This is a genomic window from Acinetobacter schindleri, from assembly GCF_010918895.1.
Taxonomy (GTDB): Bacteria; Pseudomonadota; Gammaproteobacteria; order Pseudomonadales; family Moraxellaceae; genus Acinetobacter; species Acinetobacter schindleri.
In genome coordinates this window covers 1,110,759-1,126,334 of sequence record NZ_CP044483.1, presented here as the reverse complement: position 1 = coordinate 1,126,334, position 15,576 = coordinate 1,110,759, and the positions used below count along the sequence as shown (strand labels likewise).

The window sequence follows — 15,576 nt, the reverse complement described above, 5'->3', positions numbered from 1 at the left end:
GTCGAACAGGCATTTTCCGTTATAATTTGGCGTTTTTAAAAATTTAAGCCCCGCATTGCAGCAAAGAACCAACCTTCTTGTCAGACTGCACTGCTTTTGCCCAATCAGAAATTATGGAGTGACTTGGTTGTGAGTACTCGTTTTATGACATCAGCTGAAATTCGCGAAGCTTTTTTAAGCTACTTTGAATCGCAAGGGCATACACGTGTCGCGTCGAGTTCTCTGGTTCCTGCCAATGACCCAACATTATTGTTTACCAATGCTGGTATGAACCAGTTTAAAGACTGCTTCTTAGGTCTAGAAAAACGCGATTATGTGCGTGCAACATCTTCACAAAAATGCGTACGCGCAGGCGGTAAGCACAACGACTTAGATAACGTTGGCTACACAGCGCGTCACCACACATTCTTTGAAATGTTGGGTAACTTCTCGTTTGGTGACTACTTTAAACGTGATGCAATTAAATTTGCTTGGGATTTCTTAACTTCTGAGCAATGGTTAGGTCTTCCTAAAGACAAACTTTATGCCACGGTTTACCACACCGATGACGAAGCTTTTGACATCTGGAACAAAGAAATCGGTCTGGATGCATCTCGCATTATCCGTATTGGTGACAACAAAGGCGGTCAATACGCATCAGATAACTTCTGGGCAATGGGCGATACAGGTCCTTGTGGTCCATGTTCTGAAATTTTCTATGACCATGGCGATCACATCTGGGGCGGTTTACCGGGCACACCTGAAGAAGATGGAGACCGTTTCATCGAGATCTGGAACAACGTATTCATGCAGTTCAACCGTACTGCAGATGGCGTACTCCACCCTCTTCCAGCGCCTTCTGTGGATACAGGCATGGGCTTAGAGCGTATTTCTGCAATTCTACAACATGTGAACTCAAACTACGAAATCGACCTATTCCAGCACTTATTAAAAGCAGCTGCGGAAATCATTGGTTTAGATACTGCTGAACTTGAAGCGAAAGCACAAGCCGAAGGCAAGCCAGTTGAATACCCTGCTTCACTTAAAGTTGTGGCTGACCATGCACGTTCATGTTCATTCTTGATCGCTGATGGCGTAAATCCGTCGAATGAAGGTCGTGGTTATGTCCTACGTCGTATCATCCGCCGTGCAGTTCGTCACGGTAACAAATTGGGTGCGACAGGTTCATTCTTCCACAAAATGTTGAAGCCTTTGATTGAAGTGATGGGTGCTGCTTATCCTGAACTTGCAGCGAACCAAGCACGTATCGAAGCGCAACTTCTGAAAGAAGAAGAGCAATTTGCAAAAACTTTAGAGCAAGGTTTGAAATTGCTTGAAGGTGAATTAGCTCAACTGAAAGGTTCCGTGATTCCAGGTGAAGTTGTATTCAAACTTTACGATACCTATGGCTTCCCAACTGACCTTACAGCGGACATCGCACGTGAACGTGATTTAACGATTGATGAAGCTGGCTTTGAAACTGAAATGGCTGCTCAGCGTCAACGTGCACGTGATGCCGGCAAATTCGCGATCGACTACAACTCTGTTGTGAAAGTTGAAGGTGAAACTCAATTTGACGGCTACGATGCAACTGCGGGTGAAGGTCAAATCATCGCAATCTATAAAGATGGCGAGCAAGTCGATGAAGTGGTTGAAGGCGACGAAGCGTTAATCGTTCTGAACCAAACCCCTTTCTATGCAGAAAGCGGTGGTCAAATCGGTGATACAGGTATTTTCAAAAACGATACCGGTATTTTCGAAGTTCAAGATACGAAAAAATCTGGTGGTGCGTTCGTTCACCAAGGTATTGTGACCATGGGTAACTTAAAAGTTACTCAAAATGTAGAAGCAACAGTAAAAGCAGACATTCGCGCAGCAACAGCTCGTAACCACTCTGCAACGCATCTTCTACATGCTGCACTTCGTCAAATTTTAGGTTCACACGTACAGCAAAAAGGCTCATTGGTTGCGTCTGACGTATTACGTTTCGACTTTGCCAACGACCAACCTGTGACATTTGAACAACTTCAAGAAATTGAACGTCTTGTAAATACTGAAATCATCGCAAACACTGAAGTAACGACTGAACTTCTGGATATCGAATCTGCGAAAGCCAAAGGCGCGATGATGTTATTCGGTGAGAAATACGGTGACGAAGTACGCGTACTGTCTATGGGTTCAGTGATTGAAGAGAAAAACTTCTCAATCGAACTATGTGGTGGTATTCATGTAAAACGTACAGGTGACATTGGCCTGTTCAAAATCACCTCTGAAGGTGGTGTGGCAGCCGGTGTCCGTCGTATCGAAGCAGTAACAGGTACCAAAGCCATTGAAGTGGCTCAAAAAGCGGATCGTGACATCAACACGATTAATGCTTTACTTAAAGCACAAAAAGATCAAACTTTAGAGAAAGTTGAAGCGATTGTTGATACAGCATCAAGTTTGCAAAAACAAATCGAACAACTGAATCAAAAATTGGCAAGCCTACAAGCGGGTGAACTGTTAAGCCAAGTTCAAACCATTGCAGGTCGTCAAACACTGATCACAACCGTTCAAGGCATGGATGCAAAAGCACTTCGTAACTTGCACGACGGTGTGAAATCGAAATTAGAAAATGCAGTGATTGTGCTTGCAGGTGTAGAGGGTGACAAGGTGAGCTTGATCGCATCTGTAGCTAAAGACTTCACTGCTTCTATTAAAGCGGGTGACATCATCAAACACTTGGCGACTGAGCTGGGTGGTAAAGGTGGTGGTAAACCTGACTTGGCACAAGGTGGCGCGCCACTAAACGAGAAGTTTGCATCAGTGATGGCTGACTTAGCAGCTTGGCTTGAAGCAAAATAAAAAACTTCATTTTGTGTAACTGACCCTGATTGGAACATCAGGGTCATGGTTTGAATGGAACAACTATGGCATTAATCGTTCAAAAATATGGCGGTACCTCTATGGGTACTCCCGAGCGCATTTTAAATGTTGCTCGTCGTGTGAAGCGCTGGCATGACCACGGCCACAAGGTGGTTGTTGTTGTATCAGCGATGAGTGGTGAAACCAACCGCTTACTTGCTTTAGCGAAAGCCATTACCGAAACCCCTGACCCGCGTGAACTTGACCAAATGGTTTCTACCGGTGAACAGGTAACGATTTCGATGTTAGCAATGGCATTGAACTCGATCGGTGTTGAAGCTAAATCTTTGACTGGTCGCCAGGTTGGGATTAAAACCGACAGCGCTTTCACCAAGGCTCGTATTGAATCGATTGATACCGATGTTTTGACTGAAAACCTAGATGCTGGCCGTGTCATTGTCGTGGCAGGTTTCCAGGGCTTTGATGCCAATGGCAACACAACGACTCTAGGTCGTGGTGGTTCAGATACTTCTGGTGTTGCACTTGCCGCTGCATTAAAAGCTGATGAATGCCAAATTTACACAGATGTAGATGGTGTTTATACAACTGATCCGCGTGTTGCACCTAAAGCAAAAAAAGTAGATCGTATTTCGTTTGAAGAAATGCTTGAAATGGCGTCACTTGGCTCTAAAGTCCTACAAATTCGTTCTGTAGAATTTGCAGGTAAATACCAAGTTCCGCTACGTGTATTATCAAGTTTTGATAACGACAACGATGGCGCATTTGACGAAGATTTTAAAAACAACGTCGGCACTCTTATTACGACTGAATTGGAAGACAACATGGAACAGCCAATTATCTCTGGTATCGCGTTTAACCGTGACGAAGCTAAACTGACTATTCTGGGTGTTCCAGACGAACCAGGTATTGCCTCTAAAATTTTAAAACCAATTGGTGATGCCAATATCGAAGTCGATATGATCATCCAAAACGTTGAAGAAGATGGCACCACCGACTTCACGTTCACAGTCAACCGTGGCGAACTGGCTAAAGCGAAAAAAATCCTTGAAGAAACCGCGCAAGCGATTGGTGCACGTGAAGTAGCAACTCGTGATGACATCGTAAAAGTGTCAATCGTGGGTGTAGGTATGCGTTCACATGCAGGCGTAGCAAGCAAAATGTTTACTGCTCTTGCAGACGAAGGCATTAACATTCTGATGATCTCGACTTCTGAAATTAAAATTTCAGTGATCATTGAAGAAAACTACCTAGAACTTGCGGTACGTTCACTTCACACTGCATTTGGTCTAGATCGTGAGTCTGGCGAATCAAGCGCACGTGCTTAATGATTGATTTGTAATTTATTGTCGTTGTCTGACATTATTTTGCAAAACTTCATAAAAAATCAGAGCCACTATAGTTTTTTTTATAGTGGCTCTGTTATATTAAGGGCGAGGATTTATAGAAAATTTAAATAGATGATAATCCCAACCAAGATGGTGCGTGGTGATCTGTTCGATTTTCTCTTGTGATTTCAAGTTGTGTTTCAACATACATTCTAAATTGAATGCACGTTTAGCGTTTTGCAAGGAGATAAACATGCTGATTCTGACTCGCCGTGTCGGAGAAACTTTGATGATTGGAGACCAAGTCAGCGTGACTGTGCTTGGCGTAAAGGGCAACCAGGTACGTATTGGGGTGAATGCGCCAAAGGAAGTTTCTGTCCACCGTGAAGAAATTTACCAGCGTATTCAGCATGAACGTGCAATGCATGAGCATCTTCAACATATTGACCAGGACTATCAGCCTTCATTTGAAGATGATACCTCTTCTCAGAATAACTTTAATCGTTAATTTCTGCGAAAAATAATAAAGCGGCTCTAGGCCGCTTTTATTTTTTCTACACTTTTACCGCAGTTCACTTAGACATTCTATGTATTTATAAAATATTCTATAAATGTCTTAGAGCTCCAGTTCACTCTGTTCCTGCATAGCTGCAATGGCTTTACGCACAGGACCAAAACTGCGTCGATGCTCTTCAATTACCCCATGCAAGGCAATTGCTTCAAAATGTGCTTTGGTTGGATAACCTTTGTGCTTGGCAAAACCAAAGTGTGGGAATTTATGATCCATTTCAACCATCTGATGATCACGAGTTACCTTAGCCAGAATACTTGCTGCTGAAATCTCGGCATGCAGTGCATCCCCACCAATGACAGCATCACAACTCATCGCCAAACCTCGAGGAATCTTGTTGCCATCAACCAGTACATGATCTGGTTGAATATCAAGTGCTTCTACCGCACGACGCATCGCCAGCAATGAAGCCTGCAAAATATTATGTTCATCAATTTCTGCTGCAGATGCTTCGGCAATTGCCCAAGCCAATGCTTTTTCCTGAATTTCAATAAATAACTTCTCACGTTTCTTTTCAGTGAGTTTTTTCGAGTCATTCAGGCCTTCAATCGGATTATTCGGATCAAGAATAACTGCAGCCGCCACCACTGAACCCACCAATGGACCACGCCCTACCTCATCTACACCTGCAATTCGCATCATATTTCCTTCAATTATTCAGCCCAAATATAAAAGCGGCCAAAGTGGCCGCTCATTTAAGCAAATCTTGCTTAGTTTTTCAAAGTTTCTACAACACAGGCATTCAATGTGCTACTTACCACTTTAGTCACCAAGGTTGCTTGAGAAGTTTTGTCCATTGCAGCAATAACCAGGTCAGCTGCTGTTACGCTGGTAGTCGCTTTCTCAGCTACACATGAACATACTTCGTTTTGTAATTCAGTCTGCTGAGTTTCAGTCATCAATTTAGATGCTGTTTTCCAGTAAGTATTATTATTGATTTCAGTGACGCATTTAGCCTGCACACCCACTTTTACTGCGGCCATTGCCAAGCCGTTCGCTGTAGTTGCAGCAGTTGAACCTGTTGTACCATCAGTGGTAACACAAGCAGTTAAAACAAAAGCCATGGGTGCAAGTACAGCTGCTAATTTTTTCACTGTAAATCCTATGTTGTAAATTAAAGATGCACTATTTTGCCGAAAATTAAAGCGTGAATAAATCACTATTTCAGCCCATGGAGTCAGTTGTGCAATTAAACGACGCCCATTGAAAACCCTGACCTATTTCACTAATTCCTGTACACAGCCTTTCAGACTATTCGCTACGGCTTGACGTGCCAACTGGTTTTTCGCTTCTTCATTTACTGTTGCTTTAAGCAAAGTTGATGCCGGTACATCTTTTAAAGCATGTTCACCCACACAATCACAGACATTGTGTTCCAGTTTGGCTTTATTAGTGTCCTGCATCAGATAGGTCGAAACTTTCCAGACTTTGGAGTCTTTGAGTTCTTGCCCACATTGATAGACAATCACTGGCTTTAAAGCTTTTTGAGTCAGACTTATATCGGCATGACTATGTGTCCAGAAAGCCAAAACAGCCACAGATATCGCGATAATATATTTTTTCATGAATTTACTCATTCAACAGAAAAAAGGCGGAGCGAACTCCACCTCTTATGTACAGTTTACTTAGACCAATACTTTGATCTTGCTAATCCAGTTGGCCTTGTCTGCTTCACTGATAAATGAGGCTTCAAAAGAATTGATCGCTAACTGTTTTAACTCATCATTGCTTAGATCCAAAGCTTCAGCAATAGCAATGAAATTGTCATTCATATAACCACCAAAATAAGATGGATCATCCGAATTCACAGTGACATGCACGCCCTGCTGTAACAGGCGACGAATATTATGTTGCTGCATATCATCTACCACACAAAGCTTTAAGTTTGACAGTGGGCATACTGTCAGCGGCATCTTTTCTGCAATCAAACGCTGCATCAATGCCGGATCTTCCTCAGAACGTACACCATGATCAATACGGTTCACTTTCAACAGATCTAAAGCTTCCCAGACATATTCTGCCGGACCTTCTTCACCCGCATGTGCCACAATCAGGAAACCTGCTTCACGCGCTTTAGCAAAGACATGTTCAAATTTAGAGGGCGGATGTCCAACTTCACTTGAATCCAGCCCCACCCCAATAATTTGATCTTTATATGGCAAAGCCTGTTCTAGAGTTTCAAATGCTGCTGCTTCACTGAGATGACGCAAAAAACACATGATCAGATGTGAAGTAATACCGAGTTTTTCTGCGGCATCATCACACGCACGTTGCAGACCATTCAGTACCGTTTCGAAAGCAATTCCACGATCGGTATGGGTTTGTGGATCGAAGAACATTTCGGTATGTACAACATTGTCTTCGGCACATTTTTCAAAATATGCCCAGGCCAGATCGTAAAAATCCTGTTCATGAATCAGAACATTGGCACCAGCATAATAAATATCTAAAAAGGATTGCAGATTATGGAAATTATAGGCCTGCCTAACTTCCTCAACCGACTGGTAAGGAATGGCAATCTCATTACGTTGTGCAATTGCAAACATTAACTCAGGTTCAAAAGTACCTTCAATATGCACGTGCAGCTCTGCTTTTGGCATCGCCTGTATTAATTCAAGACGGTTCATCACTACTCCTGATTAAACCTGAGAAAAATAAAAAAGGGCGCAAACTGAGTTTACACCCTTTCTGAATTTGACAAAAATCAGCCACCGAATAGCGCGAATTTCAATGCCCAAAGCACAGCAACAATCCACACCATATACGGTACAGTTGAAGCCTTACCTGTGAGTAATTTAATCAAAGCATAGCTGATAAAACCCATCGCGATACCATCAGCAATTGAATACGTGAATGGCATGAACACGATAGTCAAGAATGCTGGAACAGCTTCTGTGATATCGTCCCAATCAATATGTACGATGCCTTGAATCATCAACACACCCACAAACAAAAGGGCTGGTGCTGTTGCAAAGCTTGGTACAGATTGAGCAAGAGGTGCCAAGAATAAGCAGGCAATAAACAAGAAACCGACAATCACTGCGGTTAAGCCTGTACGACCACCTGCAGCTACACCTGCTGAAGACTCAATATATGGTGTAGTTGAAGACGTACCTAATGCTGCACCTGCCACAATTGCAGATGAGTCAGCAAATAGTGCTTTTTTCAAGCGAGGTAATTTACCATCTTTTAATAAACCTGCGCGGTGAGAAACACCAACAAGAGTACCTGTTGAGTCGAATAAATCGACCAAGAAGAATACGAAGATGACACCGATCAAGCTTGCAGTAAACAAACCCTCAAAGTCCATTTGCATAAAAGTTGGCGCAATTGAAGGTACAGCACCGACCACACCTTTAAATTCGCTCAGGCCCATGGCAGCCGAAATGCCCGTCAGTACTAAAATACTGATGATAATTGCACCACGAACTTTAAAATGATGCATCACCACAACCATTAAGAAACCAAGCAATGCAAGCAATACCGATGGCTGTTTAAGGTCGCCTAGACCAACTAAAGTTGCTGGGTTATCGACAATAATTCCTGCATTTTTCAGCGCAATAAGCGCAAGGAACAAACCAATACCACCACCAATCGCCAGTTTTAAGGACATTGGAATAGCATTGACGATTGCCTCACGTATTTTGAACATACTGATGGCAATAAATACCAGACCTGACACAAAAACGGCGCCCAATGCAGTTTGCCATGGCACACCCATTCCCAGACATACAGAATAGGTAAAGAAAGCGTTCAAGCCCATGCCAGGTGCAAGCGCAATTGGATAGTTTGCTACAAGACCCATCACCAGACAGCCAATTGCGGCTGCAAGACAGGTTGCAACGAAGACAGCCCCATGATCCATCCCTGTTTCGGATAAAATCATTGGATTGACAATAATGATGTAACACATCGTTAAGAATGTCGTTACACCTGCAAGAACTTCTGTACGGAAACTGGTTTTGTTTTCACTCAGTTTGAACAGACGTTCCAGCATGTTTTCGGAAGATGGATTAGGAGTCGTCATGACCTAGCCCCTATTGAGTAAACTTTATGCCTGAGCATTCCATAAAATCCTTCTACTTATTAGGTAAAGGATTTTATGGATGAGTTAGCAACGAATATGCCAGCATCGCTATTCGACGGGTCAAGTAATCTTAAAGCACAGCAAAACAGTAACTATGCACTAAGCACAAAAAAACTAAACAAAAAAGCTGCATAACCTTATGCAGCTCATTAATAAATGAATTGAATCAATTGGTTACAATAACTCAAATCTGATCCAATATTTTGTTTTCAGAATTATAACACATTGATTTTTTATTGTTTCTAAAATTTAACTTTAATTCTCTATTCAATTTTCAACTGTTCAGTCATTTGAAAAGTTCATTGATTTTATGCAGTTAATAGCTCACTCAAGCAGATATCTTCTTAATGACGAATGTGCTTACCCTCAATTGCCTGCAAAGAAATCTTGGCATCGGTAATGATGCGGCTTATTTCCTGCTGGCGCCTGTTTTCACTTTGCTTATACACATAGTATCCCAGTACCCCGACCAATAAAGCGCAAACTGGAATTACATAACTTTTCATAATTATAGGCATTCTTTTACATTTTTAAAATTGTATGAATAAATTATCAACTAATCATGTGACAAAGTAGGTGAAATTCTATATGAATTGTAATCAATATTATGAATTTGTAACCTAATTGACTCAGTTTAGCTTTATCAATATCAGGAATTCTACAATAAAAAAATAATGCTTTTATTGTTAATACAAAGCATTAATCTTCTTAAATATTTTTATTAAAATACATTTCTTTCATAAATCAAAAAATGATTGTTTTATTCATATTTATAGATATTAAAAGCCCTTTCTCCCTTTGGGATGAGAAATATTACTTCGAACAGGGTGAGGAGATTTATTAGAAAAAATCTCTCTCTGAGGAGCATGCTCCGCAAGCCTCCTTGTAGGAGAGGTAATTCCCTTTATAGGGATTCAAAAATGATTTATAAAAAAATCCTATAATTAAAATTAATTATGAAAATCTTAAATAAATATCTATTTCTAGTGAATATTTAATTTAAATAAACTTTAATTGTTTTAAAATAAAGAATGAGGAAAATTGAGTTTCTTACAGCCTTATCTATAAATTTTTCTAAATCAATTTTTCTGACCCATTGTCAAAATCATCGATTAAAACTTGTATATTTTAACTGCTAACTCTCCCATATTTGCCGTTCTACTTTGAAATAGACTAAATTTTATCCTTTAAAATTAATGCTCCTTTTTGTAGCAGAATTCTTATCTGTAAAAAGAAAAAACTTATTTTATGCGCCTTTTTAATGCTTAATTATTCATATATAAAAAAAAGATCACCCACAGGTGATCTTTTCTCTATTAAATAAGACTTCAAGCAGCGAGTTGTTCATCACGCTTGAACACCAGCTCACCTTTAAGAGAACTCTCTGCATCAAAGTAGTACCCCTCAGTATTGAAACCTTTCAGATCCTCTACGCGATCGATCTGGTTTTCAATAACAAAGCGTGCCATCAGGCCACGTGCTTTCTTGGCATAAAAGCTAATCACTTTATATTTGCCATTTTTTTGATCCAGAAACACAGGCTTAATGATTTCTGCCTGGATTTTATTTTCCTTCACAGATTTGTAGTATTCATCAGAAGCAATATTCACTAAAAGTTCTGAATTCGCTGCTGCAAGATCATAATTGATCAGCTCAGTAATGGTATGTCCCCAGAATTCATACAGGTTATGACCACGAGAATTGGCAAGTTTTGTTCCCATCTCTAATCGATATGGCATCATCAGATCCAATGGACGTAATAAACCATATAAGCCGGACAGCATACGCAGATGTTCCTGGGCATAGCTAATGTCATGATCTTTTAGATTATAGGCATCCAGACCTGTATAAACATCGCCCTTAAAGGCAAAAATCGCCTGTCGTGCATTCGACAGATCAAACTCTGGCTGCCAGTCACGGAAACGCTCAACATTAAGATTGGCAATTTTTTCACTTACTGACATCAGAATGGAAATTTCTGTTGCTGATAACTTGCTGGCAACTTCTATCAATTCCTGGGAATGTTCCAGCAATCTTGCTTGTGTATGCTGATCTGTTGGTAACGATGATTCGTAGTCGAGGGTCTTTGCAGGGGAAATTAATGCGAGCATAGCCAACCTGGTTAAAAAGTGATTAATCAAACTATATCAGTCGAGTTATTTTAATTCCAATTCATGTTTTTACTTAATACAATCGTTAAAATACGCCTTTCTCCCCTCATTTATCGATTTTCCTATGTCCGAGCAAATTTTCCTTCAGGGTCCTGTGGGACAAATTGAAGTTTTTGTGGATTATCCTCAGGGTGAAGTGAAAGGATTCGCGGTTGTTTGTCACCCCCATCCATTGCAAGGCGGTACACCACAACATAAAGTTCCAGTATTGCTGGCACAAATGTTTTTAGAGCGTGGTTGTGTTGTCTATCGTCCAAGTTTCCGTGGTTCTGGTCAAAGTGATGGAATACATGACGAAGGCTATGGTGAAACTGATGATGTACTTGAAGTGATTAAATTCGCTCGTACTCAACATATTGGCTTGCCATTCTATGCAGGTGGCTTTAGTTTCGGTGCACATGTCATGGCCAAAAGCTATGCCATGCTACCTATAGAATTACAGCCTAAACAGACGGTTTTATGCGGTTTGCCAACCGCCACCGTAGCAGGTTTACGCCACTATGTAACACCGCATATTAAAGGTGACATTCTGTTCCTGCATGGTGAAGCCGATGATGTAACCCTGTTGTCGGATCTGATTGAATGGGCTAAACCACAGCGTCATTTGTTGACCATTTTACCAGGTGCCAATCATTTCTTTACTGGTTACCTCAAACAGTTGCGTATTGCGATTACGCGCTTTTTAATGCTGTAAAAAATTCCATAATTTAAAAAAAGCGGCTCAATGGCCGCTTTTTTTAATTTTTCCATTCGAATTCACTAAAGCTTTCTTGCTCCTTGAGTGAAGCTTCTACGGCCTGTGCCAGTTGATTAAGAAGGCTTTGTTCGGTAATCCGATCCAGCCAGTCTTGTTCTTCATCTGGATAAGATGCAATCTCACAGACAAAATGCCCTTCACTGTCGCGACTTTCACAACTCACCGAAAGTGGCAATGCGTGTTCATCTACTGCAACAGCAACCTGTCCACCACTTTGTGGCAGGGTTTGAAAGCCATATTTTCCGAGTTCATCAGCAAGAAATTGCGCGACATACTCTTGGGTCTCACGACTATCCTGTAATTGCTGTTGGCTTTGAGTATTGGCAATAAATTTTAATTTTCGCATCGCTACATCCAAATGGCTTTTTTCTTGTATGGGTTTAGCATAAGCCAATATAAACAAAACAGCCAAGCAAAAGCTTGGCTGTTTCACATAAATTTAAGGATTATTCTGTCACTTTAATCGCCAGACCAGCCTGAGATGTCAGTGCAGTAAAGGTTGGGAAGCTGGTCGCGACTGTTTCAGTCCCGACAATCTTGATTTCACCTGAGTTACGCAGACCTGCAATCGAGAAACTCATTGCGATACGGTGATCATGATGCGATTCAATTTCACCACCAGTGAAGATTGGTGACCAGTCACCTGCCTTGCCTTTACCTTCGATGATAATACCATCCTCAGTCGGCGTGCAGTCGATGCCCATGGTTTTTAAGCCATCTGCCATGACTTGAATACGATCCGATTCTTTGACACGCAGTTCAGCCGCACCCGTCAAGATCGTTTGACCTTCCGCACATGCTGCTGCAATAAACAATGCCGGAAATTCATCAATTGCCAATGGCACCTGATCTTCAGGCATATGAATACCTTTTAAGGTACGAGTACCACGAATACGAATGTCTGCAATCGGTTCACCGCCCGCAATACGCTCGTTTTCAACCGTAATGTCCGCACCCATTTGCTTCAGAATTTCAATGACACCGGTACGGGTTGGGTTAATGCCTACAGCTTCTAAAGTCACGTCTGCATTTTCAGTAATTGCCGCACCCACCATAAAGAAGGCAGCAGATGAAATGTCTGATGGCACTTGGATATTGGTGCCGACCAATTTTCCGCCACCTTGCAGTGAAATCCGGTTACCTTCAGTTTTTACTTCATAACCAAAGGCACGCAGCATACGTTCAGTATGGTCACGTGTTGGTTCAGGCTCAGTCACCGAAGTTTCACCTTCAGCCCAAAGACCTGCCAGTAAAATCCCTGATTTCACCTGAGCTGATGCCATTGGCAAGTCGTAGTGGATCCCTTTCAGGTTTTGATTGCCTGTAATGGATACCGGCGGGGTACCACGTTCACCTGTAGTCTGAATCTGTGCACCCATTTCACGCAAAGGCTTGGCAATACGCTCCATTGGACGTTTAGATAGAGAAGCATCACCCGTCATCACAGAATCAAATTTCTGCGCTGCCAGCATACCGGACAGCAAACGCATTGAGGTACCTGAGTTGCCCATATACAATGCAGACTGTGGTGCTTTCAGACCGTGCATCCCCACACCATGAATCGTCACTTCACCATTTTTAGGACCCTCAATGCTCACGCCCATATCACGGAAAGCTTGCAGAGTCGCTAAAGCATCTTCCCCTTCAAGGAAACCGGTCACATGGGTTGTACCTTCAGCGATAGCACCAAACATGATGGAACGGTGTGACACAGATTTGTCACCTGGCACGGTAAATTTGCCCTGGAATTTCTTGGCACCCGGCTGAATGGTAAATTGTTGTGTCACTTGATTTTTCTCCATGAAAGGTTTCTTGGCGAGCATATGGTTGAAATGCTGGCGAGCTGCCTGCGCATGTCCCAGTAAGCCCATCAATGCTTGGGAATCTTCGTCTTCAATGAGCTTGCGGATAATTTCCAGCTGAGCCTCAAAGCCATCTACAGCATTCAGAATTGCTTTTTTGTTGGCAAAAAAGATGTCATGCCACATTTGTGGATCACTGGCTGCAATTCGGGAAAAGTCCCGAAAGCCGCCCGCAGCATAACGAAAAATATCTAAATTGTCTTCACGCTTGGCCAGTTGTTCGACCAGGTTAAAGGCCATCAGATGCGGAAGATGACTGGTATGCGCCAGCACTTCATCGTGCTTTTCCACATCCATGCAAATCACTTCCGCTTTTGCCGCCTGCCACAGTTGAATCAGTTTATCGACTGCCCACGCTGCACTGGTCGGCAACGGCGTCAAAATCACTTTATGATTGGCAAACAGATCAACTTTGCCTGCATGCACACCCGTATGTTCTGCACCGGCAATCGGATGACCCGGTACAAAACCTGCAGGTAATGCATCACCAAAAACCGCTTTGGCCGCCTCAACTACATTGCCCTTTGTGCTACCCACATCGGTAATAATGGCACCTTCAGCCAGATAAGGCTGAATCGTTTCCAATACTTTTTGCGTAGCACGTACGGGTAAAGCCAGGACGATCAGGTCTGCACCTTTGACAGCTTCTACAGGATCTGCATAGCCTTCGGAAATTAATCCCAAGGCTTTGGCATCTTCCAGCGTTTTTTGCGAGCGGGTCGATGCCACGATGTCATTGGCTAAATGTTCAGCCTTAATCACACGTGCCAGACTTGAACCAATCAGTCCAAGTCCAATAAAGGCAACTTTTTCAAACAGTGGCTGCGACATAACTTAAGCTTTTGCCTCTAAGCCAAGTACTTTGCCGAGTGCAGCAAGGAATTTGGCATTTTCAGCTTCGGTACCAATCGATACGCGCAAGTGGTTAGCAATACCCACTGGACGCACAATCACACCTTGCTTTAATAAACCATTAAAGGTTTCAGCAGGATCTGCTTGAACATCGACCAGGATGAAGTTGGCACGAGATGGCACATAGTTTAGACCTAGAGCTTTAAAACCCGCTTCAAGCTGTGCCATACCTGCCTTGTTCACTTCACGAGATTTTTCGATGAAGGCTTCATCTTTCAGTGCAGCAACTGCAGCCACCATCGCCAAATGGTTAACGTTAAATGGCTGACGGATACGGTTTAAATAGTCCGTTACTTCAACCGATGCCAATGCAAAACCAACACGCAGTGCAGCCAGACCATAACACTTAGACAAAGTACGGCTGACAATCAGGTTAGGATACTGCTTCAGGAATTTCAGGCTATTGAAGTTTTCCGGGAAATATTCCACATACGCTTCATCCAGCACTACGATCACATTTGCCGGCACTTTCTGCATGAACGCTTCAAATTCAGCTTCTTCAAACCAGGTGCCTGTCGGATTATTTGGATTGGCAATAAAGATCAGCTTGGTATTGTCTTTAATTGCAGCCGCCATGGCCTCAAGATCATGCGAGAAGCCTTTTGCTGGTACTTCAATCGCTTCAGCATGGATCGCTTGAGTTACCAGAGCATATACTGCAAATGCATGCTGGCTGTAAATCACGGAATCTTTTTCAGAAACGAATGCGCGGGCAAACATTTCCAGCAAGTCGTTTGAACCATTGCCCAAAGTAATCTGGTCATGATTAAAACCAAATTGCTCTTTGATCTGGTCTTTCAGGATAAAACCACCACCATCTGGATAACGACCAATTTCTGCCAGTTCTGCAGCGACTGCTTCTTTGACTTTATCTGAACAGCCCAACGGGTTTTCATTTGAAGCAAGTTTCACGATATCGGTGATCCCTAACTCACGTTCAAGTTCACTGATTGGCTTACCTGGCTGGTATGGCTTTAACTTTGAGATGCCTTGATTGGCTGGCACGAACGACATTTTATACTTCCGATTTACGTGTGAAACAGTGGT

The 15,576-nt window shown here is 42.3% G+C and carries 14 protein-coding genes; 4 read left to right on the top strand and 10 right to left on the bottom strand.

The features are described 5' to 3' along the window. Positions 1 to 129 precede the first annotated feature (129 nt). From alaS to csrA, 3 genes are all read left to right on the top strand, one after another. Positions 130 to 2,823 carry an alanine--tRNA ligase gene (gene alaS / locus FSC11_RS05485; RefSeq protein ID WP_171521702.1) on the top strand — a complete coding sequence of 898 codons (2,694 nt, stop codon included), beginning with the start codon at positions 130 to 132 and terminating at the stop codon, positions 2,821 to 2,823. Positions 2,824 to 2,888: 65 nt separating this feature from the next. After that, a complete protein-coding gene (locus FSC11_RS05480; protein WP_048881035.1) occupies positions 2,889 to 4,169 on the top strand; it encodes an aspartate kinase in 1,281 nt (426 codons plus the stop codon). Positions 4,170 to 4,422: 253 nt separating this feature from the next. After that, positions 4,423 to 4,677 (top strand): carbon storage regulator CsrA, encoded by a 255-nt coding sequence (gene csrA, locus FSC11_RS05475; protein ID WP_004892562.1) that lies wholly within the window; start codon positions 4,423 to 4,425, stop codon positions 4,675 to 4,677. 108 nt (positions 4,678 to 4,785) lie between these two features. Here the strand turns inward: csrA and rnhB are convergent, their stop codons facing one another. The 7 genes from rnhB to yaaA all read right to left on the bottom strand — a co-directional run bounded on the left by rnhB (position 4,786) and on the right by yaaA (position 10,938). After that, positions 4,786 to 5,379 carry a ribonuclease HII gene (gene rnhB / locus FSC11_RS05470; RefSeq protein WP_163167720.1) on the bottom strand — a complete coding sequence of 198 codons (594 nt, stop codon included), beginning with the start codon at positions 5,377 to 5,379 and terminating at the stop codon, positions 4,786 to 4,788. Positions 5,380 to 5,450: 71 nt separating this feature from the next. Next, positions 5,451 to 5,834 carry a hypothetical protein gene (locus tag FSC11_RS05465; RefSeq protein WP_004892554.1) on the bottom strand — a complete coding sequence of 128 codons (384 nt, stop codon included), beginning with the start codon at positions 5,832 to 5,834 and terminating at the stop codon, positions 5,451 to 5,453. 123 nt (positions 5,835 to 5,957) lie between these two features. After that, the gene (locus FSC11_RS05460) at positions 5,958 to 6,305 is read right to left on the bottom strand and encodes a hypothetical protein (protein WP_008306691.1); all 348 of its coding nucleotides are present in this window, start codon (positions 6,303 to 6,305) and stop codon (positions 5,958 to 5,960) included. 60 nt (positions 6,306 to 6,365) lie between these two features. Further along, entirely contained in the window at positions 6,366 to 7,367 is a 1,002-nt protein-coding gene (locus FSC11_RS05455; protein WP_005222664.1) for an adenosine deaminase, read from the bottom strand. 77 nt (positions 7,368 to 7,444) lie between these two features. Beyond that, a complete protein-coding gene (locus FSC11_RS05450) occupies positions 7,445 to 8,767 on the bottom strand; it encodes an NCS2 family permease (protein WP_004892544.1) in 1,323 nt (440 codons plus the stop codon). A gap of 404 nt (positions 8,768 to 9,171) precedes the next feature. Then, positions 9,172 to 9,333 carry a hypothetical protein gene (locus FSC11_RS05445; protein ID WP_155756525.1) on the bottom strand — a complete coding sequence of 54 codons (162 nt, stop codon included), beginning with the start codon at positions 9,331 to 9,333 and terminating at the stop codon, positions 9,172 to 9,174. Between the two features lie 822 nt (positions 9,334 to 10,155). After that, positions 10,156 to 10,938, bottom strand: a complete 783-nt coding sequence (gene yaaA, locus FSC11_RS05440) for a peroxide stress protein YaaA (protein ID WP_163165623.1) — start codon at positions 10,936 to 10,938, stop codon at positions 10,156 to 10,158. A gap of 124 nt (positions 10,939 to 11,062) precedes the next feature. On the opposite strand from yaaA, the gene FSC11_RS05435 reads away from it, so the two are divergent. Then, positions 11,063 to 11,692 (top strand): alpha/beta hydrolase, encoded by a 630-nt coding sequence (locus FSC11_RS05435; RefSeq protein ID WP_103799901.1) that lies wholly within the window; start codon positions 11,063 to 11,065, stop codon positions 11,690 to 11,692. Positions 11,693 to 11,735: 43 nt separating this feature from the next. Here the strand turns inward: FSC11_RS05435 and FSC11_RS05430 are convergent, their stop codons facing one another. From FSC11_RS05430 to hisC, 3 genes are all read right to left on the bottom strand, one after another. After that, positions 11,736 to 12,101, bottom strand: a complete 366-nt coding sequence (locus FSC11_RS05430; protein WP_008302545.1) for a hypothetical protein — start codon at positions 12,099 to 12,101, stop codon at positions 11,736 to 11,738. A gap of 100 nt (positions 12,102 to 12,201) precedes the next feature. Then, positions 12,202 to 14,448, bottom strand: coding sequence for a bifunctional prephenate dehydrogenase/3-phosphoshikimate 1-carboxyvinyltransferase (locus tag FSC11_RS05425; RefSeq protein ID WP_163165621.1), 2,247 nt, complete (start codon positions 14,446 to 14,448; stop codon positions 12,202 to 12,204). Between the two features lie 3 nt (positions 14,449 to 14,451). After that, on the bottom strand, positions 14,452 to 15,543 hold the full coding sequence (gene hisC, locus FSC11_RS05420; RefSeq protein WP_163165619.1) for a histidinol-phosphate transaminase: 1,092 nt from the start codon (positions 15,541 to 15,543) through the stop codon (positions 14,452 to 14,454). Positions 15,544 to 15,576: the final 33 nt, after the last annotated feature.

Coding starts and splice junctions, on each gene's coding strand:
- FSC11_RS05480 (WP_048881035.1), top strand. CDS start 2,889: ATGGCATTAATCGTTCAAAAATATGGCGGTACCTCTATGGGTACTCCC.
- csrA (WP_004892562.1), top strand. CDS start 4,423: ATGCTGATTCTGACTCGCCGTGTCGGAGAAACTTTGATGATTGGAGAC.
- rnhB (WP_163167720.1), bottom strand. CDS start 5,379: ATGCGAATTGCAGGTGTAGATGAGGTAGGGCGTGGTCCATTGGTGGGT.
- FSC11_RS05460 (WP_008306691.1), bottom strand. CDS start 6,305: ATGAAAAAATATATTATCGCGATATCTGTGGCTGTTTTGGCTTTCTGG.
- FSC11_RS05455 (WP_005222664.1), bottom strand. CDS start 7,367: ATGAACCGTCTTGAATTAATACAGGCGATGCCAAAAGCAGAGCTGCAC.
- FSC11_RS05450 (WP_004892544.1), bottom strand. CDS start 8,767: ATGACGACTCCTAATCCATCTTCCGAAAACATGCTGGAACGTCTGTTC.
- FSC11_RS05445 (WP_155756525.1), bottom strand. CDS start 9,333: ATGAAAAGTTATGTAATTCCAGTTTGCGCTTTATTGGTCGGGGTACTG.
- yaaA (WP_163165623.1), bottom strand. CDS start 10,938: ATGCTCGCATTAATTTCCCCTGCAAAGACCCTCGACTACGAATCATCG.
- FSC11_RS05435 (WP_103799901.1), top strand. CDS start 11,063: ATGTCCGAGCAAATTTTCCTTCAGGGTCCTGTGGGACAAATTGAAGTT.
- FSC11_RS05430 (WP_008302545.1), bottom strand. CDS start 12,101: ATGCGAAAATTAAAATTTATTGCCAATACTCAAAGCCAACAGCAATTA.
- FSC11_RS05425 (WP_163165621.1), bottom strand. CDS start 14,448: ATGTCGCAGCCACTGTTTGAAAAAGTTGCCTTTATTGGACTTGGACTG.
- hisC (WP_163165619.1), bottom strand. CDS start 15,543: ATGTCGTTCGTGCCAGCCAATCAAGGCATCTCAAAGTTAAAGCCATAC.